Source organism: Achromobacter sp. EB05 (genome assembly GCF_044232075.1).
GTDB classification, from domain to species: Bacteria; Pseudomonadota; Gammaproteobacteria; order Burkholderiales; family Burkholderiaceae_B; genus Achromobacter; species Achromobacter dolens.
Window position 1 is genome coordinate 2023038 of the sequence record NZ_CP155917.1, and the last position, 20075, is coordinate 2043112.

Consider the following 20075-nt stretch of genomic DNA (forward strand, 5'->3'; position numbering starts at 1 on the left):
GCCTATGAGCGCGCCAACCAGTGACGATAGCCATCTGTGGGTGACGTGGGACGACTACAACCGCTTGATCGAGCGCCTGGCCTTGCAGGTGCATCAGTCCGGTTGGGAGTTCGACAAGATTTTGTGCCTGGCGCGTGGCGGCATGCGCGTGGGCGACGTTATGTCCCGTATTTTTGATGTGCCGTTGGGCATTCTGGCGACCAGCAGCTACCGCGAAGCCGCGGGCACCAAGCAGGGCGATATGGATATCGCGCAGTTCATCACCATCACGCGCGGCACGCTGTCCGGGCGGGTGTTGCTGGTGGACGACATGGTGGATACCGGCAAGACGTTCATGAAGGTGTACGACCACCTCAAGAGCCAGTTCGCCGACATCACCGAATTGCGCAGCGCCGTGCTGTGGTGGAAGGGGCATTCCCAGGCGCAGCCCGATTATTACGTCGACAAGCTGCCGACCAACCCCTGGATCCATCAGCCGTTCGAGGATTACGACAGCCTGCGTCCGCACCAGCTGGAAGCCTGGATCCGCAAGGGTTCGAAGGGCTGAAATCATAGGGGGACGGATGGTCTGGCGATCCCCGCCGCCAATGCGCGGCGCGATCGTGCGAGGGCAGGGTGCCAGACTGTTCCCCCGGTAGTCAAAATAGCCATGACCATGCTAGAATCGCTGGTTATCGCTAAACCGAACTTGGCTTGTTACTCTTTAGGTAGTCTTTGGGTAACGCAACCGGCCCTGGAGACTTTTGCCAGTCAGCAGCCAGCCGGCCCTAGAGCCAGCCGATTTTAGGACTTTAGCGCTGCAAGGCTCTTGGCGCTGGCGCCTGGAAGCGAAGGGGCCGGCGGGCAGGGAATCCTGTGCGCGGGGCTCTTGAACTCTTGGTCCGGACAGCATGCGCGATTACTATTGTTGCGTGCGTAGTCTGCGGCCTGAGCTTACAGGCGGTTCGCCGTCCGGAACCACGTGGCGTTGCTGGTAAGCAAGCCAGGTTTGTCATCAACTTTTGTTACCCTACAAGCAGGCCAATCACTTTATGCCTATCGTTCGACTGAAGGAAAACGAACCGTTTGAAGCCGCTCTGCGCCGCTTCAAGCGCACCATCGAAAAGACCGGTTTGCTCACCGAACTGCGCTCGCGCGAGTTCTATGAGAAGCCCACGGCCGAGCGCAAGCGCAAGCACGCCGCCGCTGTGAAGCGCCACTACAAGCGCATCCGTAGCCAGCAACTGCCCCCGCGCCTGTATTGATTTCTGATTCCCGAATCTATTGATTCCAGAATCATTCATCCAGGAACTACTCGCCCGGGTCGACGTTGTCGATGTTGTCGGGCGATACGTGCAGTTGCGAAAGGGTGGGGCCAACTTGCTTGGCCTGTGCCCCTTTCATAACGAAAAAAGTCCGTCGTTCACTGTCAGCCCCACCAAGCAGTTCTATCACTGCTTCGGTTGCGGCGCCCACGGCAGTGCCATCACCTTCCTGATGGAACATACGGGCGCCAGTTTCCCCGAGGCCGTGCGCACGCTCGCGGCTTCGGCGGGAATGACGGTCCCCGAAGAAAATCGCAGTCCCCGCCAGCAGCAGGAAACCGCGCGCCGCAAGGCCGAGGAGTCCCGCCATACGCAGGTGCTGGACGCCGCTCAAGCCCATTACCTGAAGCAGTTGCGCGCATCGCCCGCCGCGATCCGCTATCTGAAGCAACGTGGCCTGACCGGCGAGATCGCGGCGCATTTCGGCCTGGGCTGGTCCGGCACGGACCGGCATGGGCTGTCGCAGGTTTTTCCGAATTACGAAGATCCGACCCTGGTGGAGTCGGGCCTGGTCATCGAGTCCGAGGACGGCCGGCGCTACGACCGCTTCCGCGAACGGATCATGTTCCCGATCCGCAATGCGCGCGGCAGCCTGATCGGCTTTGGCGGCCGCATCATCGGCAAGGGCGAGCCCAAGTACCTGAATTCGCCGGAAACCCCGCTGTTTTCCAAGGGTCAGGAGCTGTACGGGCTGTGGGAAGCGCGTCAGGCGATCCGCCAGGAAGGTCAGGTCATCGTGGTCGAAGGCTACATGGATGTGGTCGGCCTGGCGCAGCAGGGTATCGCCAATGCCGTTGCCACGCTAGGCACCGCGACCACCCCGGATCACGTCAAGAAGCTGCTGCGCACCAGCGACAAGGTGATCTTCAGCTTCGACGGTGATGGCGCCGGCCGCCGGGCCGCGTGGCGCGCGCTGCAGGCGTGCCTGCCGGCGCTGCGCGACGACATCGCCATCCGCTTCCTGTTCCTGCCAACCGAGCATGACCCGGATTCGTATGTGCGCGAACTGGGCGCCGAAGCGTTCCGCGCTTGCCTGGGCGAGGCGGTGGCGTTGTCGCGCTTCCTGCTGGACGAGCTGGCATCGCGCCATAACATGGACGAAGCCGAAGGGCGCGCCAGCTGCCTGCATGAGGCCAAGCCCCTGCTGGCGTCGATTCCGGAATGCGCGCTGCGCGTGCAGATCGAACGCGAGATGGCCAAGCTGGTGCAGCTGACGCCGGAGGAAATGGCGCAGGTGCTGGCGCAGCAACCCGCCAAGCCGTTCGGCGCGCCGGCCAAGCCGGCCGCGGGCGAGGCGGGCATCGCCGGCGCACCGGCGCCGCAGGAGGGTAGCGTGCCGCACGAAGGCGGCTACGACTTCGCTGGCCACGATTTTCACGACATTCCCGCCGACGATGGCGAGTACGTGGACTATGGCCAATTCTCGTCGCCAGGCGGCGAATCGGGCGGCGGCTGGAGTGGCGGCGGTGGCAAGCAGGACTGGAAAGGCAAGGGCGATTGGAAGGGCAAGAGCGACTGGAAGGGCAAAAGCGACTGGAAAGGCGGCAAGGGCAACTGGAAGGGCAAGCGCGATGACGTCGGCGGCTTCGAAGGGCGCCGCACCATGCCTTCGCTGGCCAAGCGCCTGTTGAGTCTGTTGCTGGCCCACCCGGAACTGGTCGACTCGATGGGCGACCAGCAGCTTGAAGTCATCGACCACGGCCCCCATCTAGGATTGGTAAGGGATCTGATCATGCTGGCCCAATCCAGCGGCGCCCGCCATGTGGGCGCCTTGCTGGAAGCGGCCGAGCCGGACTCGGATCTCGCCACCGTGCTCAAGGGGCTGCGGGTCGACATTTTGTCCCAGGAAGATCTGCCGGATCCGCAAACCGAATGGGACGATGCGCTGCGGCGCATCGAATTCGATTCGGCGAAGGCGGAAATGGCCAAGCTGGCCGCGGCCGGCTTGGCAACCGAGGAGGCGCGCAAGCGCTACCTGGAGCTGTCGAGCCGGATGCTGGTGCTCAAAGGTGCCGGCATACGCTAAATGCGGTAAAATCAAGGGTTTTCCCGCCGCGGCATTGCCGCAAACCGTTGTGTGGCTGTAGTTGTTGGCTGTATTGCGATGAGTCTTCGCTATCGCGCCAGTGTTGGGGCACGGTTGTGCGAAAACGACTGCGCAAGCGGCAGGAAAAAGAACGGCGGACGGAATCTATTTCCGTTGCTGGAATCTAATAGTTTTAGGGTTTGATGGGCAGGTCGGCTGAAGCGATGCCGGGCTGGCGGGCAAGGCGGATACCGGTTGAACGGGTCGGTCTGGGGTGGATGAGCCCCAAGCGCCAGCGCGAAAAAAAGCGGACGTGCGCATCAAATTTGTTACATAGTTAATTACTATAGCTGAGTGGTGAATCACGCAGTTCGGCGGCGGTTATCTTCGCGTCGCGTCTGAGGTTTGGGTGCTGTGTCTATCTAGCTGCCAAGGGCAAGGCCCGCCAGGCAAGCAACGCCTATTTATAGGCAGACAGCCCCCCTCGATGCCGGGAGTCCGCGGCTGGATGAAACCATGCACGCCAGGCGTTCAGCCGGTCACGGACCGCAATGACGCCAGGCGGGCTCGCAAGAGCTTGTGCCGCGAACAACGCAGCCGCAGGGGTTCCGCCGATTCACCAGTTTTACCCGCATGGATGCCGCGATGGGCCTTTGCCCGGCAGCGGTTTCATGCGGTGCACATGCCCGAACGGGTTGCGACGACCACGGAAGCGACTATGACCAAATCCACCGGCAAATCCTCCTCTGCAATTGATGCGACCGACACCCAGGCCACCAAGGCCAAGCGTGTCGTCAGCATGGCGGCGGAAAAAGCGCCCGCCAAGACGGCGGTGAAGGTCGCCAAGCCTGCCGCTAAGACGGCCGCCAAGAAGGCGGCTGCCAAGACGGCGGCGGCAGACAAGCCCGAGAAGGTGACCAAGGCGCGTGCCAAGAAGGCCGAGGACAAGCTGGCCGATCTGGTCGGCAGCGCGCGTCCGGCCCCCAGCGGCCGCCGCCCGGGTCGCCCGGCCAAGAACGCCAACAACGATTCCGACGGTTTCGACGACACCATGGACGGCGAAGGCGAAGTCCTGCCGGACCTGAAGCCGCCCAAGCGCGGTGGCAAGCGCGGCAAGGCGGATCCCAAGGATCTGATCGCCCGCGGCCCCGTCTCGGCCGAAGAATACGAAGCCCGCCGCAACCGCCTCAAGCAGCTGATCAAGCTGGGCAAGGATCGCGGCTACCTGACCTACGGCGAAATCAACGACCATCTGCCTGATGACCTGGTCGACGCCGAAGCCATCGACGGCATCATCAGCACGTTCAGCGACATGGGCATCGCGGTCTATGACCAGGCGCCCGATGCCGAAACGCTGCTGATGAGCGAAAACGCGCCGGTTGCCTCCAACGACGATGACGTCGAAGACGAAGCCGAAGCCGCGCTGACCACCGTGGACTCCGACTTCGGCCGCACCACCGACCCCGTGCGTATGTACATGCGCGAAATGGGCTCGGTGGAACTGCTGACGCGCGAGGGCGAAATCGAGATCGCCAAGCGCATCGAAGACGGCCTGAAGCACATGGTCATGGCCATCTCGGCCTGCCCGACCACCATTAACGAAATCCTCGCTCATGTCATGCGCGTGCGTGAAGGCCAGGCGCAGATCGACGAAGTGGTCGACGGCCTGGTCGATCCGGAAGACGGCGAAGAGTATGCCGGCGCCGGCGTCACCGCCGATGAAGACGAGAGCGATGACGGCCCCGCTGGCGGCATGTCCAGCAAGCAGCTGGAAGACCTGCGCGTGAAGGCATTGGCCAAATTCGACGAGGTCGGCAAGCAGTTCGACAAGATGCGCCTGTCGTACGAAAAGGACGGCTACAAGTCGGACGTCTACGTGCGCGCGCAGGAGTCGATCCAGAACGAACTGATGGGCATCCGCTTCACCGCCAAGATGGTCGAGAAGCTGGCCGACACGCTGCGCAACCAGGTGGAAGAAGTGCGCCAGCTCGAGCGCGCCGTCCTGCACACGTGTGTGGACCGTGCCGGCATGCCGCGCACGCATTTCATCAAGGTATTCCCGGGCAACGAAACCAATCTGCAGTGGGTCGTCGATGAAGTGGCCGCCGGCCATCCGTACGCCGAAACGCTGGAGCGCCAGATCCCCGCCGTGCAGGAACTGCAGCAGAAGCTGATCGACCTGCAGACCCGCGTGGTGCTGCCGCTCAAGGACCTCAAGGACGTCAACAAGCGCATGGCCACTGGCGAAGCCAAGGCCCGCAAGGCCAAGCGCGAAATGACCGAGGCCAACCTGCGCCTGGTGATCTCGATCGCCAAGAAGTACACGAACCGTGGCCTGCAGTTCCTGGACCTGATCCAGGAAGGCAACATCGGCCTGATGAAGGCGGTGGACAAGTTCGAGTACCGTCGCGGCTACAAGTTCTCGACCTACGCGACGTGGTGGATCCGTCAGGCCATCACCCGCTCCATCGCCGACCAGGCGCGCACCATCCGTATTCCGGTCCACATGATCGAAACGATCAACAAGATGAACCGGATCAGCCGCCAGATCCTGCAGGAAACCGGCGCCGAGCCGGATCCCGCGACCCTGGCGCAGAAGATGGACATGCCCGAGGACAAGATCCGCAAGATCCTGAAGATCGCCAAGGAGCCGATCTCCATGGAAACGCCGATCGGCGACGACGACGACTCGCACCTGGGCGATTTCATCGAAGACACCTCGACCCTGGCGCCTTCGGACGCCGCGCTGCATGGTTCCATGCGCGACGTGGTCAAGGAAGTGCTAGACTCCCTGACCCCGCGGGAAGCCAAGGTGCTGCGCATGCGTTTCGGTATCGAAATGAGCACCGACCAGACCCTGGAAGAAGTGGGCAAGCAGTTCGACGTCACGCGTGAGCGCATCCGCCAAATAGAGGCTAAAGCGCTGCGCAAGCTGCGTCACCCGAGCCGGGCCGACAAGCTGAAGAGCTTCCTGGAAGGGCAATAAGTTTCCTGGGCCTCTAGCTCATGCCTGGTTAGAGCAGCGGACTCATAATCCGTTGGTGCCGAGTTCGACTCTCGGGGGGCCTACCAAAGAAACATGCGGGTCTTGGAGCAATCCAAGACCCGTTGTCTTTTCCACGATCCCGGGCCTTTTCCGCAAATCGGCGCAAGGTCATGTCGGTTCCGTGAAAGCGGTTGCCGGTCGGGTTGGCGCTTCCTGCGTTGACCGCACCCACGCGGCACAACCTGCCGGCGAGGCCGTGCCGCTGACGAAGAGCGCGCCGGAACGGTACAGCGCGAGGCCCTGGCGCATTGAAAGGCCCTTCATCACCCATACGCCGCCGGCCGTGTCAGCCCAGAGAATACGGGCCTGCGTACCGTTCAGGGCCAGCAATAGTCTGGCGGTTGACGCGTTCGGCATCAGTGCCACGACAGTTGTGTCGTTATCGCCACGTGGAGGAAACAGGTTCGCCGCCGCAGCCCCGACCAGTGCAACAAGCAGCAATCGTATCGACGCGTGTTGTCCGCGTTGCGGCGGGCTTCCCCCCGCAGAACGGCTGCGCCAGCCCAGGATAAACGGTATCAATCCGAACACCGCCAACCAGGTCAGGTCCCAGAACAGGGGCATATCCGAATCCATCCGAATTCGGTGAATGCCGGTGATCCAATGCGAGAACAGCGCGTCGACAATATGCCAGCCTCCGAAGCCCATCCAGAACGTCGGCCAGAGCGGCCGCATCGACGCCACTGGTGTGTTGGCGCGCGCATGATAGAGCGTCCACAAGCCGGCCGCCGCAATGACGTACATCAGAGCATGAAAGAACCCGTCGGCCGCAACCTGAACCCGTAGGTCCCCGAAGACTCCGGTACGGACAGCCGACAAAAGGTGGTGCCATTGCAATATCTGATGCAGCAGGATGCCGTCGAAGAAGCCGCCCATTGCAAAGCCGAGGAGGCCGCCCGCACGTCGCATTCGGCGGTCGGAAGTTGACAAAGTAGTGGCGGGAATAGGCATGTCCTACTCCGGGTTCTTTGGCCCTTGGCGTGTGGGCATCACGGCGGGCGTGTCATCGGCGGGTTTGAATACCCGGGCGCCCTCATCTGCGCGCGGGTTCGGCGATCCATCGAACTCGGTAGCCTTATGGCCACCGGGAGGGGTTTGCCGATCGCTTTCGGATTTTTTATTCGCTTTCTCCAATCCTCGTTGAACATCGGATGCAATATCGACTTGGTCTTCGTCTCTGGGTTCGGGGGCGGGTTGAACCGGCTTGCGCGGGTCGCGGTTGGGTGATTGGTCCATGGCTGTCTCCGTTGATAGCTCGTGGCATCATCGGCAAGCGGCATGCCCATCCGAATTCTCGAAACTAGTCCTGTGCGTCGGTCGCGCGGCGATGCGCTACTGCAATGCCAACCCTGCCGTCGGGCAACTGATACTTTCCACCGCCGAGCCAGTCGACGGCTTCGCCGCTCGCCAGCGTGCATACGTGCTGCATCGTCTTTTCCGCGAGAGGTCCGTTTCTTCTCAGTAGTCGCCTTTCAACCGTGACGGTTGAGCGATCTGGCATTTTGATGATGACGTTCGAAAGGCGCGTGCCGGCGGCCATATGGCTTCTCCAGGAGTGACAGTCCAGGGACCAGGGTGGGTTTGCACGTCCGGCTCTGTGGCCGCTGGACGGTTCCAATAATTAACACGTTCGCAATCCTGGCCCAATCGGCCGACTGATGTAGTGCGGTAGCCGTCAGCGGAAGGGGCTCGGCAGGAACGGAACTTGCTCCACAGGTGGTCCCAATGGACGTCACCCCCGGGAGGGCAATATGGCGAAGAAAGCTGGCAACCTCGAGCAAATCCACGACCTTCTGTACCAAGCGCTTGAAACTGAACTGGGCGGAGAGCTTGTTTACAAGGCGGCACTCGAATGTGCGGTCAACGACGACCTGCGCGAGGAGTGGCAGGGGTATTTAGACGAAACGAAGACGCACCAGCGCGTGTTGCTGACCGTATTCGAGGAGCTCCACCTTGACCCGAACGCGGCGGTGCCCAGCCGCGCTGTGGTCAAGCACCATGGCGAGAGCCTTGTTGTTGCGATCGAATTGGCGAAGTCGCAGGGAAATCCTGAGGCGGCTCAACTGGTGGCGGCGGAGTGCGTCGTGCTCGCCGAGACCAAGGACCACCAAAACTGGGAGCTGATTGGCCTGGTGGCGGAAAAGCTGTCCGGGCCGCAGGCGAAAGTGCTGCAGCGCGCCTATGACGCGGTGGAAAAAGATGAAGACCACCATCTCTATCACACGAAGGGGTGGGCCCGTGAGCTCTGGATTCAATCGCTCGGGTTCCCGGCGGTGCTGCCTCCTCCAGAGGAGGCCAGGAACGTGGAGACGGCGATAGGTGCGTCGAGAGCAGAGCAGGCGCGAGACAAGATGCTTTGACGTCCCGGGTGGCGCGTCCCGCGTCAGCGTGCTCGCAGGCGTGCGGGCGCCGCCGCGGGAAATCTCACGGCTCCGTAGTGTATCGTCGGTTTTCAGGCGGTTGCGCCGAATCGTTCGTTCCGTTTCAAACGACATCCATGACCGCTAGCTCGTTCATCAAGCCCGGCAATCGCCTGACGATCCTCCTCGTCGCGATTTTTGCCGCGGTGGCCCTCCTGCTGACGCGGGTTGACTGGCTGACGCTGGGGTTGGGACGGTATTGCATCTTCTGAACCGGGTTTCCAGTCCTGTCGGATGACCTGATCCGGCGCGTTCAGCGCGCCCGTCTGGTGCCGAAGGCTCGTGGCGCCCCTTTCCCTTTCCCGATTTCGCCTGCCCGACGGCTGGCGGGCGTTCTTGCGGCCGTCAGCGGCTGTCGGCCGATATTGGCGCGCGAGGCGAACGTACTGTTGAAGCGGGGGCTGGCGGTACAGCAGGATTGATTTATTTGGTTACATAAAAAGCAAAAATATTCACAATGGTTAAAAGTTCTCTCCAACTCTTGCCATACCGCGCGCCTATATTCCTGACTCGTAGCTAAATTTCACAAAAATGGCGTTTCAGTCGGTTTCGGCGATGCGATAGCCCCCGTCCGGCAAACAATTAGAGCCGATCTTACCAAGCCGCCCCTGCGATGCCCCCCGTTTTTGTTTCCTCGTCGCTCCCGCCGCCGCACGCCGCGCCTGATGTAACAGGGATCCGGCTTGCCATGCCTGCGGTTTTGGCCCGCGCGGCACGGCGGTTCGCGTTTCTCTGCTGTTGATTCCCATGCAAATTCTGCACACGCTCTCTGGCCCCAATCTGGGGGGATTGGAGTTTCGGGTCCTGGACCAGTCGCGTTGGCTGCAAGAGCAAGGCCACGCCGTGGCAATTGCCGCGCCGCCTGGGAGTGACACCCTCAAGCTGGCGCGTAGCTGGGGGTTGGCCACGATTGGCATGAATTTCAGTGCCCCTTATTCGTGGTCGGGTGTGCTCAAGCTGCGCCAACTCGTGAAGGACCTGCGCATCCAGATCATTGACGCGCATGGCACGCCTGATGCGAAAGCCAGCGCACTCTGCCGCGACCTGTGTTCCCTGGTGCGGACCTGGCATTTCTCCCGCCCGCTGCGCACGTCGTGGCGGCGACGGCTGGAGTGGCGCCTGGGTTGTCATCGCGTTATCACCACCAGTCAGGGCGGCGCCCAGGATATCGTCGCGGCGGGCTTTGCCGGGCATAAGCGGATCAGCGTGGTGGGCGAGTGGGCCGACCATGGATTCTTCGCCGACGTCGACAAGCGGGCGATGCGCCGCGCCATGCGGCAGGAGCTGGGCCTGGATCCCGCCTCGTTCGTGGTGGCCACCATCGGCATGCTTCGGCCCGACAAGCGGCAGGAGGATCTGCTGCGCGTGGTACACGCCCTGCGCCAGCGCGGCGTGCCCGCGCGGGCGCTGGTGGTCGGCATGCCCACGCGCGCGACGGCTGCCTACGGGCAGAAGCTGCATGACCTGGTCGCGGAACTCGGGATCGGCGACTCCGTGACCTTTGCCGGGCATCGGGAAGACATTTCGAACATCATCCATGCCGCCGACGCGATGCTGGTGCCATCGATCAACGAAGCCTGGTCGCGCGTTGTGCCGGAAGCCTATGCGTCCCGGTGTCCGGTGGTGGCCAGCGCAGTCGGCGGCCTGCCTGAGATTGTGCGTCCCGGCGACACCGGCTGGCTGGCGCCGGCGCAGGATGTCGCGGGTTTCGCCGAGCACCTGGCCTGGATCTGGTCGCATCCCGAGCAGGCCGCCAGGATCGCCGAGCAGGCCCGCACGTTCGCCGACCGGCATCTGATGCTGTCCCAGAAAATGGCGGAGACGCTCGACGCCTACCAGATCGCCATGGAGGATGCGCGCTCGGCCAGGAACGTGGAAGTGATGGCCTGAGATCGCGCGCGGAAAACGCGCGTCTGGAGGGCGGCTCCTGGTTGCGGCCGCCGTTTCATGTAAGCGGGCCGGTTGCGCCCAGGAATTTTCCCGTCAGCGATCGCGTCGCCGCACCATCCGGCCGAAGCAGCGCATGACCGCGGCGACCGTGGTGGCTTCGCGCCAGTATTTGCGGCGCAGGGAACGCAGCGGCAGCCACCAGGGTTGGACCACCACGTTGTCGGCCCAGGCCGGGCGCCAGCGGGGCATGTTGCGGGGGCGGTCGACGATGGTGACCGTCGACAATCCACAGCATGAGGCCAGATGGCCGATGCCGGAATCGGTGCCGATGAACCAACCGGACTCGTAGACCTCGGCGGCGACGCCGTCGATTGACGGCGCTTCCACAAGGCCGGCATGGGCCTGTTCCAGCAGGGGTAGCCAGTGGGCGCGTTCCGCCGGCGCCAGCACGAAGACCGGCTCGTAGCCCATGGCACGCAGCCGGCGGGCGACGACCACGTATTTGCCTGGCGTCCAGCAGCGCTCCGCTTCGCTCGAGGTCGGATGCAGGATCACGCGCTTGTCGTGGCGCCGGGCCTTGAGGCGGGCCGGGGCCCGCAGGCCGTTGTCGTCGCTCCATTCCGTCAGGCCGAAGGCATCGACCGAGAAACGCCGGAATTCATCGAGGATGCCATTGGGCGAAGCGTGCTTGCGTGGCGCCGCGCGGATCTTGCCCCATTCCTTGGTGCTCAGGAAGCGGCGACAGACGCGGGTGAGGCCGTCGAACGGGCTGTCCGGATCCATCTGCACGATGGTGTCGTAGCCCGCCAGGCTGGTGATGTCCGCCGGCAAGGGCTGGATGTCGAAATCGGGAAACCATTCGCGCAGGGCGTAGCCGTGCACGCCGTAGACGGTGATGTCGCGGCCGGCCTTGCGCAGGTTGTTGGCGAGCGTCATCTGGTACAGCGAGTCGCCAAGGCGGTTGGAGAGGACCAGCGCCACATTGCCGGTCTGTAGGGAAGGGGCGGTGCTCACTTGCGGTTCATCCTCGTTGTTTTCGCTGCGGAGAATAACCGATTGTTTCTCAGGTTTGCGCCGGCCGGGCCCCGGCCGGCGTGTCAGCGGCGCGTGGGCTGGGCGGGAGTACGATTTCAGGCATGCCTACGCCTCCCCCCCAGCGAGCCCTGCTCTGGGTCGTCGCCGCCTGTTTCTTCATGCAGACGCTGGACACGACCATCGTCAATACCGCCTTGCCCGCAATGGCGCGCAGCCTGGGGGAGGACGTGCTGGCTCTCAAGCCGGTGGTGGTGGCCTATACGTTGACGATGGCGATGCTCACGCCGGCATCGGGCTGGCTGGCCGACCGGTTCGGCACGCGCCGCGTCTACCTGGCCGCGATCCTTGTGTTCGCGGTCGGTTCGGTGTTCTGCGGACTGGCCCAGACCCTGGCGCAGTTGACGATCGCTCGCGTGGTGCAGGGCGTGGGCGGCTCAATGTTGCTGCCCATCGGACGCCTGGCAGTGCTGCGGCGGGTGCCGGGCGACCAGTACATCTCGGCCCTGGCGTTTGTCTCGATCGCGGGCCAGATCGGGCCGATTTTCGGGCCGACGTTGGGCGGGCTGCTGGTGCAGGTGGCCAGTTGGCATTGGATCTTCATGATCAACGTGCCGATCGGCCTGTTGGGGGTGATGGCCGTGCGGCGCTATCTACCCGAGGATGCGCTGGCCGATGTGGCGCCGTTCGACGTGCTGGGCTGCGGGCTGCTGTCGCTTTGCATGGTGTCCTTCTCCCTGGCGCTGGACCTGCCCGCTGGCGAGGGCCGCACGGGCTGGTCGTCTGCGCTGTTCGCGTTGAGCCTGTTGACCGTGCTGCTGTATGTGGCGCATGCGCGGCGGCGCGACAACCCGCTGTTCGAGCTACGCCTGTTCCGTGAGCCCAATTTCAGCGTCGGGTTGGTCGGCAACCTGGTGTGTCGGGTTGGCAGCAGTGCGGTGCCTTTCCTGCTGCCCCTGCTGTTGCAACTGCAGTTGGGCTACACGCCGCTGCAGTCCGGGCTGATGATGCTGCCCGCCGCCATCGCGGGCGCCATCTCGAAGTCCTGGATCGCGCCGCTGGTGCGGCGCTTCGGCTACGACGCGTTCCTGCTCGCCAATACCGTGCTGGTCGGCGACGCCATCATGTCGTTCGCCGCGATCTCGCACGATTGGCCATTGCCGCTGCAGATCGCGCAACTGGCGTTGTTCGGCGCGGCCAATTCCATGCAGTTCGCGGCCATGAACAGCGTCACCCTCAAGGGCCTGAACGCACGCGGCGCGGGCAGTGGCAATAGTCTGTTCTCGATGGTGCAGATGCTGGCCATCGGCTTGGGGGTGACCATTGGCGGGGGGCTGGTCGGCGTGTTCTCGGGCGCGGATGATGCCCTGCTGGCCCGCGCGTTCACGCTGGCGTTCCTGTGTGTCGGCGCCATCACGCTGTTATCGGCTCTGGTGTTCCGGCGCCTGGACGCCGAGAGCCTGAATGGCTCGGGCCGGCGCGCGGCGGGCTAGCGCGTCGCCCCGCTCATGGCGTTCTGGCTCCCGCGATCCAACGGCGCAGAGGCGTCGAGTAATAGCGCGCCACCAGCCCACCCAGCATCGCCGAGAGCAGGATCGCCAGCACGCTGGCGGCGGTCAGCGCGCCGGCGCGCCACCAGGTCGACACGACGCCTCCCGAGTTGCGGCAGGACGCCGCCGCCAGCAGCAGGACCGGGAACATGTGCGTCAGATAGATCTCGTAGCTGTTCTGGCCGGCCCATCGCAATGCGGCGAGAAGCGGGTTGGGACGCGTCGGGCGAGGGTTGCGGGTCCAGCCGATCAGCAGGCAGGCCACGCCGATTTCCAACGCGGTCACATTCAGGCCCAGCGCGGTGAGCCCCAGCATGCCGGTGGCCTTGCGCAGGAAGAAAACCAGCACGAACAGCGTGGCGCCGACCAGTAACAGCTTGCGGGCTGGTCGGCCGCGGGCGGCGGGCCGCGCGGCATACAGTGCGGCCAGGCAACCGATGGCAATGCCGTCCATGCCGGCCAGGTAGGCGTGGTCGGCCCAGATCGCGTTGCTGGTGAAGGCGACGCGGGCGAACGGCCCGAGCGCGACGAACAGCAGTAAGACCATGACCAGCGCGCGCTGGCCCGCCGCCAGCGACAGCAGGCAGATCGCGGGAAAGGCCAGGTAGAAGACTTCCTCGATGGACAGCGACCACAGCACGTTCCAGGCCGCCGGCAGGTAGCCTACCTGCGCCTCCAGCCAATTCAGGTGCAACGTCAGCGCGCTGATGATGGCGCGCGCCAGGCTGGTGTTCTCGATGACGAATCCCGGCATCTCGATCGCATGCAGTATGGCCAGCAATGCCAGCAGCAACAGCAGGCAGGGATAGATGCGGGCGAAACGGCGGCGCAGGAACTCGCCCCAGCGGACGGCTTCGAGGCAGCCCCAGCGCTCGATGGCCGCGCCGGTGATGAGATAGCCCGAGATCACGAAGAAGATGATGACGCCGTAATAGCCGCTGCGATAGACGATATTGAAGAGGGCGGCGGGTAGCACCTTGCCCAGCAGGCTTTGTTCCTGCGGGATGTGGATCTGCACGTGCAGCAGCACGACGCTCAGGATCGAGATGCCCCGCAGGGCATCGATGGCGGGATTGCGGGAGGCGCCCCGCACGGGGCGCTCGGCCCTGGGCGGTGGGGCGAAAGCAGGCATCGATCAGTCTGGATACGGAAAGACGCCATGCTAGCCAGCGCACTGTGAGGGGATTGGGCGACTGTGTATAGATTTTGTAATGGCGGGGAAGCAATCTCCGCGATGCGCCGCAGCCCGCCAATGGAAGAGCGCCCCAGCTCGAGATGAGTCTGGGGCGCTCCTGCCCGGCTTCGCACGCGATGGGTGTCAGACAGCCCGGCAAGTCCAATCTACTGCCGCTCCAGAGGGGCGGCAATAGGGAAAACCCGATACAAATTAGAGGGTTACAACATTTTCTCCGCGCCATTCGCGAGAGAGAGACGCGGCAATGACCGTTGCCTGGCGGATCGTCAAGGACTTGGGACGAATTCATCCAGCTCGGCATCCGCGAATTGTTGCGCATTCCCCATCCACCGACACTGGATCCCTCAATTCATCGCGAGCGGAGATCGACAGTGTGGGGATACCTGAAGCGTCAAGCCGGACAAGGCATGACGGAGTACATCGTGGTCGTGGCCCTGGTGGCGGTTGCGGCGATCGCCGTCTACCAGTCGCTTGGCCAGGTGGTGCGGTCGCAGACGGCGGCCATGGCGCGGGAGCTGGCGGGCGAGGACGGCAGCGCGCAGTCGAACGCCGCGAGACTGGCGGTGCAAAAGGCGGCGGGCCAGACCAAGGCGCGTTCGCTCAAGTCCTTCACGGGCAATGCGGCGGCGGATCAATGACGGGCCTGGCGACGCGCGCGGCGCCGCGCACCGTTCAACGAGGCCAGGCGTTGATGCTGGGCGTGATGCTCGCGGCCACGGTCTCGGCGGCGCTGGTCATGCTGTATACGCTGGGGCGCACCGTCGAGGCGCGGGCGCACTTGATCCACGCCGCGGATGCCGCGGCCTACAGCGGCGCGCTGGAGCAGGCCCGTCAGCTGAATTTCCTGGCTTATGCGAATCGCACGCAGATCGCCCATCAGATCGCGATGGCGCATCTGGTCACGCTGGGGGCGTCGCTGTCGTTCGCGCACACGCTTGCCGACCAACGCGGGCGTAACAATCCGCCCGCGCGCCTGCTGTCCACGCTGTTCGGTCGTGACATCGGACTGGCTTATGGCGCGGCACGCGCCGCACCGGGAGCGCAGGCGGCGTTGATGCGCGCCTATGCCGAGCATGACCGTGTCGTGCACCAGGTGCTCGAGGCGGGGGCCGCTTCGGCGGTGGCGGAGTTGCCTGCTGCGCGCGATCGCCTCATGCGGGCTGTGCTGCGCGAAAACTATTCGGCGGCAGGCGCGGCGCCGCGGACAGGATCGGCGCGGGCCGCGGCCGACATGCCGACGATCCGCCTGTTGAGCGATGGCTGGCCGCAATTTCTCCAGCGTCGCGCGGCGTTGCCCGGTAGCGCCCTGCGTTCGGCCGTCGAGCTGGCCGTTGGGCGTTACGGCTTTCTCGCGGGCCGTGATGCGACGCGCGTCAGTTCCGCGACCGTGAATGCGCAGTGTCCGCTGGCGCGGCATCAACTGCGTCGCCGTGGCGCCACCTGGCTCGGTGCAGACGGGCGCTGGGGCGCGGTGGATACGCAGTCGTTCCATTCCCAGCGCTTCAACCGTTGGGCGGGGTGTTACTACCGCGAATATGCGATGGGCTGGGGCGTGGTGTCGGCGCCCGGATCCACGGGCCCGGATGGGCTGGAGTATGTCGAGAATCCGCCTGACAATTTCACATCCCAGGACTTCTGGCACTGGGTGAGGCGGTCCACCACCTGGGACCTCCGTGGCGGCACAGGTAATCCTCTGGCCAATTCCCGTGCCATGGCGCAACTGCGGCCTTGGCCCGGATCGGGTTTGCCTGGTTATTACGAGGTGGCAAGCGCGCGAGGCGCAGAGCCCCTGCGATTTGCCGTGGCGGTCAGCGCGGCGCGCGGTGGGCTCGGGCATGTGGACTTCGCAGCGCCTGTGCGCACGCCTCGCGGCGCGAGCGCCGGTCCGGGTGCGTGGTTGAGGGTCACCAGTGCTGCCGAGACCTACTTCGCGCGACCCGAGCCGCATCCCGGCGATCCCGAGGAACCGCCGACGCTGTTTCTCCCGTATTGGCAGGCCCGGCTGGCTTCGGTGACGGCTGAAGAGGCCCTGCGGGCCCGGGAGGCGCCATGAAAACTCTTGCAGTATGGCAAAGCGGCCAGGCGTTGGTCGAGGCGTTGGCTTTGCTGCCCGTGTTGATCCTCTCCTTCATGGCGGTGGCGTGGCTGGGGCAGTTGCTGTTCACCGCGCAACAGGTTGGCGTTGCAAGCCGCTCGACCGCGATGGTCGCCGCCGCGGGCGGGATTGTTCCCGCGCAATCTGGATCGTTCGTTCTGGCCGGGCCGTCGGTCGATGCAGGGGATCCGCGATTGGCGCCTTTGCTGGCTGAGTGGCTGGGTGCCGAGGCCCGCTCGGTGTCGGTTACAGCACACGCCGACGTGGCGGGCGTAGGACCTTGGCGCGCGCTGCGTATCGAGCGGCGCATCCGTGTCGCAGCAGGCGCCGGCAACGCGGACGGCGACGACGATTTGCGTCGCCGTATCGGCGCGGCGGCGATTTCCTGGGCGCAGGCTGCGGAGCGCTCCCGGTCGCTGGCCCACGAGATCAGCGATCAGTTGATGATCGCGGATGGCCCCTGGCAGCGGCCGGCGCTTTCCCTGGATTGGCTGTCTTCCTGGGTCGACGTGGTGCCTGCGGAAGGATTGGCAGGAAGCGAGAGGGCGACCCGATGAGTGCGCGGCCATTCCCCGGCGGGCATTGGCATGGCCCTTCAGGCCGCGGGCGGTCGCGCGGCGCGCACCGGCGCTCTACGCCGTGCGTACGGGGCGCCTCGATATTGATCATGTGGGTGGCGCTGGCGTGGCCGGTGGCCTTCGCCGGAGCCGCTACGCAGGCCGGCCTCGCGTCATCGAACCCGGCATCTTTGGCCGGATTGCGCTTCCCTCCCGGTTCTCGGGTCGAACCCCTGGCGGATCGCATGTGGCTGAATGGCGCGCCGATGCAGGCATTGGTATTCGATGCGCCCGTCGATGTGCCGGAATTGATCAAAGTCTTGTCGCGCCAGCAACCCGCATTCAGCGATCTGCAGATACGGCAGGGACAGGCGATCCTGTCCGGCTGGGTCGGCGGCGCCTTTTGGGTGGCGCAATTGGGCAGCCCTGAGGGCGGTCGCAGCATCGGAAGCGTTTCGTCGATCACTCCGGTGGCGGCCGTCGTCACTGACGTGCCCGACTGGCTGCCGGCCGATGCGCAGCCGATGCTGGATTTCACCGTGCGGCAAGGGCGGGGGACTGTCGTTGAGTCGATATGGCGCCATTTTCTTGCGCCGTCGCGTCTGGCGCCGGTGTTGCGGCAGGGATTGCTGCGCGCGGGTTGGCAGGAGCTCGATAGGGGTTGGGCCGTCGCCTGGCAATCATGGCAGCAGCGCGGCGCGCGCTTGCAATGGATGTTGACACCGCTGGATGGCGGCAGTGGTTTGTGGATACGGCGGTGGGCGCCATGACCCGCCGAGTCGTGCCTGGTGCGCGCCAGATAGCCATCTTCGCGCTGGCGTTGGCGGCCGGCCTGTTGTCCGCCTGGGCAGTGCGTGAACATGTGCGCCAGCGTGTCGAAGACCTGGAAGCAGCGGGACGTGTTCCGCTGGTCAGTCGCCTGGTCGCCGCGCACGATCTGGCAGCCGGCACGGTGCTGGAGGAGCGGCATCTCGCTGTGCGTGACATTCCGGGGCAGTGGGCGCCGGCGAGCAGCCTCGAGCCTGGCGCCATCGACAGCGTGCTGGGCATGCGGCTGGCGGGAGCGCTCACTGGCGGCGAACTGGTGCTCAATGGCTGCCTCGCCGCTGCGGATTCCCTGGTCAAGCCATCGTTGGCGTCGCGGCTCGAGGCGGGCCAGCGCGCCTTCGTGGCGCAGGCCGCCGATCTCGGAAGCCTGGCCGCGACGTTGCGGGCCGGAGACGCCATCGATGTATATCTGACGCTGCCGCGCCGCGGCCCGGGCGCGGTCGTGCCCGTGTTGCGAGGCGTGCGGGTGCTGGCCGCGACCGATGCCTCCGCGGTCGATGCAAACCCTCCGATCACGTTGGCGGCATCGGCGGATCAGATCGCTAGCTACCTCATGGCCAGACAGGCTGGCACGTTGACCGCCGTGTTGCGGAACGCGGCCGATGCCGTGGCCAGCGAGGCCATGCCGCCAGCTGAATTGATGTCGCTGCTGGATGGCGGTCGCAAGTCCCGGCCGGCGCCGCGGGTGGTCATCCTGTATGGCGATCGCCTGGGCGAAGGGGCGGATGCAGCGATCGTCTCGTCAACGGACCTTGAATCGGAATTTCCATGAACGTCGGAATGATCGCGGCGCTGTCCGCAGTGTGCCTGTGGACAGTCGTATTTCCCGCATGGTCCGCCGGGCAGGCGCTCGACATGCAAGTCGGGGAAAGCCGCGTGTTGGCGGCGCCCGGCGTGACCCAGGTGGCCATCGGCAATGGCGAGGTGCTCAGCGCCGTCGCCACCGCGGGTCGCGAGGTTGTGGTTTTCGCACGCGCCGAAGGTATGTCGTCGGTCCAGGTGTGGGCCGACGGCGGCGTCAAGACCTACGCGGTCGAAGTGGTGCCGGCGGGGGCTCCGCGGTTGCGGGCGGAAATCGAATCCCTGTTGTCGCGCATTCCCAGGGCCCGCAGTTCGGTGGTGGGCGGACGCATCGTGATCGAGGGGGATGACCTGTCCGATGACGACCGTGACCGTATCGCCGCGTTGGCGCAGCGCTATCCCGAGGTCGTCGATTTCACGGGCCAGGTGGGGTGGGACAGCATGGTGCTGCTGGACGTGCAGGTAGTGGAGATCCCCTCGTCGAGGTTGCGCGAGCTCGGGGTCCGCTGGGACGGCACGACGCAGGGTGGCCTGAACGCCGCGCTGGCATGGGATGCCGGGTCGCTTGGCCGCATGGCGCGGCCCGGCGAGCAGGTGGTCCAAGCGCCGGCGCCGTTGTCATCCGCCGCAGGCTACTTCGGCGTCAATGCGCTGTTGTCGGCCCGTATTGCCGCGCTGGCCCAGAGCGGCGAGGCCGTCATGCTGGCGCAGCCGCAACTGTTGGCTCGCAGCGGCGCCAGCGCAACGTTCCTGGCGGGTGGCGAGGTGCCTTATGTCTCGACCGACTCGCGCGGCAATCCGACGACGCTGTTCAAACCCTACGGCGTATCGTTGCGGATCACGCCGCGCATCGATCGCAATGGCGTCATTCGCTCGCTGATCGAGGTCGAGGCCAGTTCCGTCGACATGGCGCTGACCGCCGCGGGCGGGCCGGCGCTGCGGACACGCCGGGCTTCCACCGAATTCAACGTGCGCTCCGGCGACACGCTGGTCATCGGCGGCTTCCTGTCGCGCGAGCGCGCTGACGATGCCAGTGGCATTCCCGGCTTGAGAGACATCCCGATTCTGGGCGCGCTGTTCTCGTCGCGGCGTTACCAACTGCGCGAGACCGAGCTGGCGATTTTTGTAACCCCGCAGATCGTGTCGCGCGACGAGCCCGCCATGGCGGATCGGGTGCGGCGTGCGCACGCGCTGGTTGACGCCGCATTTCCGCAACCGTCCCGGTTGGGAACCGCGTCGCGCGCGACCGCGGGCTGGAACACCCGCGCCGGGGCGGGGTCGCAGTGGGACGATGACGAGCCGAAGCCCGCGCCGGCCAACCAGGAGTAGCA

19 protein-coding genes and 1 tRNA gene are annotated in these 20075 nt (G+C 65.0%); 15 read left to right on the plus strand and 5 right to left on the minus strand.

From position 1 onward, the window contains the following. The first annotated feature begins 4 nt into the window (after nucleotides 1-4). From AAID08_RS09275 to AAID08_RS09295, 5 genes are all read left to right on the plus strand, one after another. Entirely contained in the window at nucleotides 5-547 is a 543-nt protein-coding gene (locus AAID08_RS09275; RefSeq protein ID WP_006387865.1) for a phosphoribosyltransferase, read from the plus strand. Nucleotides 548-1031: 484 nt separating this feature from the next. Beyond that, on the plus strand, nucleotides 1032-1244 hold the full coding sequence (gene rpsU, locus AAID08_RS09280; RefSeq protein WP_006218592.1) for a 30S ribosomal protein S21: 213 nt from the start codon (nucleotides 1032-1034) through the stop codon (nucleotides 1242-1244). 19 nt (nucleotides 1245-1263) lie between these two features. Continuing rightward, nucleotides 1264-3330, plus strand: coding sequence for a DNA primase (gene dnaG / locus AAID08_RS09285; protein WP_395757544.1), 2067 nt, complete (start codon nucleotides 1264-1266; stop codon nucleotides 3328-3330). Nucleotides 3331-4048: 718 nt separating this feature from the next. After that, complete coding sequence (rpoD, locus tag AAID08_RS09290) at nucleotides 4049-6316, plus strand: RNA polymerase sigma factor RpoD (protein WP_049075163.1); 2268 nt, start codon at nucleotides 4049-4051, stop codon at nucleotides 6314-6316. Nucleotides 6317-6323: 7 nt separating this feature from the next. Then, a tRNA-Ile gene (locus tag AAID08_RS09295) sits at nucleotides 6324-6402 on the plus strand. A gap of 82 nt (nucleotides 6403-6484) precedes the next feature. Here AAID08_RS09295 and AAID08_RS09300 read toward each other — a convergent pair. From AAID08_RS09300 to AAID08_RS09310, 3 genes are all read right to left on the minus strand, one after another. After that, the gene (locus tag AAID08_RS09300) at nucleotides 6485-7327 is read right to left on the minus strand and encodes a DUF2243 domain-containing protein (protein WP_064523219.1); all 843 of its coding nucleotides are present in this window, start codon (nucleotides 7325-7327) and stop codon (nucleotides 6485-6487) included. A gap of 3 nt (nucleotides 7328-7330) precedes the next feature. Beyond that, nucleotides 7331-7612 (minus strand): hypothetical protein, encoded by a 282-nt coding sequence (locus AAID08_RS09305; protein WP_081273379.1) that lies wholly within the window; start codon nucleotides 7610-7612, stop codon nucleotides 7331-7333. Nucleotides 7613-7676: 64 nt separating this feature from the next. Then, the gene (locus tag AAID08_RS09310) at nucleotides 7677-7916 is read right to left on the minus strand and encodes a hypothetical protein (protein WP_155755463.1); all 240 of its coding nucleotides are present in this window, start codon (nucleotides 7914-7916) and stop codon (nucleotides 7677-7679) included. A 211-nt stretch (nucleotides 7917-8127) separates the two neighbouring features. Here AAID08_RS09310 and AAID08_RS09315 point away from each other — a divergent pair, with 211 nt between their 5' ends. The 3 genes from AAID08_RS09315 (at nucleotide 8128) to AAID08_RS09325 (ending at nucleotide 10686) form a co-directional block, all read left to right on the plus strand. After that, the gene (locus AAID08_RS09315) at nucleotides 8128-8736 is read left to right on the plus strand and encodes a hypothetical protein (protein ID WP_269873658.1); all 609 of its coding nucleotides are present in this window, start codon (nucleotides 8128-8130) and stop codon (nucleotides 8734-8736) included. Nucleotides 8737-8873: 137 nt separating this feature from the next. Further along, complete coding sequence (locus AAID08_RS09320; protein WP_336235450.1) at nucleotides 8874-9008, plus strand: hypothetical protein; 135 nt, start codon at nucleotides 8874-8876, stop codon at nucleotides 9006-9008. A 535-nt stretch (nucleotides 9009-9543) separates the two neighbouring features. Next, complete coding sequence (locus AAID08_RS09325; protein ID WP_064523227.1) at nucleotides 9544-10686, plus strand: glycosyltransferase family 4 protein; 1143 nt, start codon at nucleotides 9544-9546, stop codon at nucleotides 10684-10686. Between the two features lie 93 nt (nucleotides 10687-10779). On the opposite strand, the gene AAID08_RS09330 is transcribed toward AAID08_RS09325, so the two are convergent. Next, on the minus strand, nucleotides 10780-11700 hold the full coding sequence (locus AAID08_RS09330; protein ID WP_054503907.1) for a glycosyltransferase family 9 protein: 921 nt from the start codon (nucleotides 11698-11700) through the stop codon (nucleotides 10780-10782). 122 nt (nucleotides 11701-11822) lie between these two features. Between AAID08_RS09330 and mdtD the strand changes: the two genes are divergently transcribed. Next, entirely contained in the window at nucleotides 11823-13211 is a 1389-nt protein-coding gene (gene mdtD, locus AAID08_RS09335) for a multidrug transporter subunit MdtD (RefSeq protein ID WP_395757545.1), read from the plus strand. A gap of 13 nt (nucleotides 13212-13224) precedes the next feature. On the opposite strand, the gene AAID08_RS09340 is transcribed toward mdtD, so the two are convergent. After that, entirely contained in the window at nucleotides 13225-14361 is a 1137-nt protein-coding gene (locus tag AAID08_RS09340) for an acyltransferase (RefSeq protein WP_254603863.1), read from the minus strand. Between the two features lie 509 nt (nucleotides 14362-14870). Here AAID08_RS09340 and AAID08_RS09345 point away from each other — a divergent pair. The 6 genes from AAID08_RS09345 to AAID08_RS09370 all read left to right on the plus strand — a co-directional run bounded on the left by AAID08_RS09345 (nucleotide 14871) and on the right by AAID08_RS09370 (nucleotide 20073). After that, nucleotides 14871-15101 carry a hypothetical protein gene (locus AAID08_RS09345; RefSeq protein ID WP_006393994.1) on the plus strand — a complete coding sequence of 77 codons (231 nt, stop codon included), beginning with the start codon at nucleotides 14871-14873 and terminating at the stop codon, nucleotides 15099-15101. Beyond that, nucleotides 15098-16516 carry a hypothetical protein gene (locus AAID08_RS09350; RefSeq protein ID WP_395757546.1) on the plus strand — a complete coding sequence of 473 codons (1419 nt, stop codon included), beginning with the start codon at nucleotides 15098-15100 and terminating at the stop codon, nucleotides 16514-16516. The genes AAID08_RS09345 and AAID08_RS09350 overlap by 4 nt, the downstream gene beginning before the upstream one ends. Then, entirely contained in the window at nucleotides 16513-17115 is a 603-nt protein-coding gene (locus tag AAID08_RS09355; protein WP_395757547.1) for a TadE family protein, read from the plus strand. Before AAID08_RS09350 ends, AAID08_RS09355 begins: the two co-directional genes overlap by 4 nt. Before the next feature lie 110 nt (nucleotides 17116-17225). Further along, the gene (locus AAID08_RS09360; protein WP_395757548.1) at nucleotides 17226-17885 is read left to right on the plus strand and encodes a hypothetical protein; all 660 of its coding nucleotides are present in this window, start codon (nucleotides 17226-17228) and stop codon (nucleotides 17883-17885) included. Continuing rightward, on the plus strand, nucleotides 17825-18715 hold the full coding sequence (gene cpaB / locus AAID08_RS09365) for a Flp pilus assembly protein CpaB (protein WP_395757549.1): 891 nt from the start codon (nucleotides 17825-17827) through the stop codon (nucleotides 18713-18715). The genes AAID08_RS09360 and cpaB overlap by 61 nt, the downstream gene beginning before the upstream one ends. After that, a complete protein-coding gene (locus AAID08_RS09370; protein WP_395757550.1) occupies nucleotides 18712-20073 on the plus strand; it encodes a type II and III secretion system protein family protein in 1362 nt (453 codons plus the stop codon). Before cpaB ends, AAID08_RS09370 begins: the two co-directional genes overlap by 4 nt. Nucleotides 20074-20075: the final 2 nt, after the last annotated feature.

Excerpts from the sequence above, each read along its gene's own strand:
- AAID08_RS09275 (WP_006387865.1), top strand. The coding sequence starts at position 5 with ATGAGCGCGCCAACCAGTGACGATAGCCATCTGTGGGTGACGTGGGAC.
- rpsU (WP_006218592.1), top strand. The coding sequence starts at position 1,032 with ATGCCTATCGTTCGACTGAAGGAAAACGAACCGTTTGAAGCCGCTCTG.
- rpoD (WP_049075163.1), top strand. The coding sequence starts at position 4,049 with ATGACCAAATCCACCGGCAAATCCTCCTCTGCAATTGATGCGACCGAC.
- AAID08_RS09300 (WP_064523219.1), bottom strand. The coding sequence starts at position 7,327 with ATGCCTATTCCCGCCACTACTTTGTCAACTTCCGACCGCCGAATGCGA.
- AAID08_RS09305 (WP_081273379.1), bottom strand. The coding sequence starts at position 7,612 with ATGGACCAATCACCCAACCGCGACCCGCGCAAGCCGGTTCAACCCGCC.
- AAID08_RS09310 (WP_155755463.1), bottom strand. The coding sequence starts at position 7,916 with ATGGCCGCCGGCACGCGCCTTTCGAACGTCATCATCAAAATGCCAGAT.
- AAID08_RS09315 (WP_269873658.1), top strand. The coding sequence starts at position 8,128 with ATGGCGAAGAAAGCTGGCAACCTCGAGCAAATCCACGACCTTCTGTAC.
- AAID08_RS09320 (WP_336235450.1), top strand. The coding sequence starts at position 8,874 with ATGACCGCTAGCTCGTTCATCAAGCCCGGCAATCGCCTGACGATCCTC.
- AAID08_RS09325 (WP_064523227.1), top strand. The coding sequence starts at position 9,544 with ATGCAAATTCTGCACACGCTCTCTGGCCCCAATCTGGGGGGATTGGAG.
- mdtD (WP_395757545.1), top strand. The coding sequence starts at position 11,823 with ATGCCTACGCCTCCCCCCCAGCGAGCCCTGCTCTGGGTCGTCGCCGCC.
- AAID08_RS09345 (WP_006393994.1), top strand. The coding sequence starts at position 14,871 with ATGACGGAGTACATCGTGGTCGTGGCCCTGGTGGCGGTTGCGGCGATC.
- AAID08_RS09350 (WP_395757546.1), top strand. The coding sequence starts at position 15,098 with ATGACGGGCCTGGCGACGCGCGCGGCGCCGCGCACCGTTCAACGAGGC.
- AAID08_RS09355 (WP_395757547.1), top strand. The coding sequence starts at position 16,513 with ATGAAAACTCTTGCAGTATGGCAAAGCGGCCAGGCGTTGGTCGAGGCG.
- AAID08_RS09360 (WP_395757548.1), top strand. The coding sequence starts at position 17,226 with ATGTGGGTGGCGCTGGCGTGGCCGGTGGCCTTCGCCGGAGCCGCTACG.
- cpaB (WP_395757549.1), top strand. The coding sequence starts at position 17,825 with ATGGATGTTGACACCGCTGGATGGCGGCAGTGGTTTGTGGATACGGCG.
- AAID08_RS09370 (WP_395757550.1), top strand. The coding sequence starts at position 18,712 with ATGAACGTCGGAATGATCGCGGCGCTGTCCGCAGTGTGCCTGTGGACA.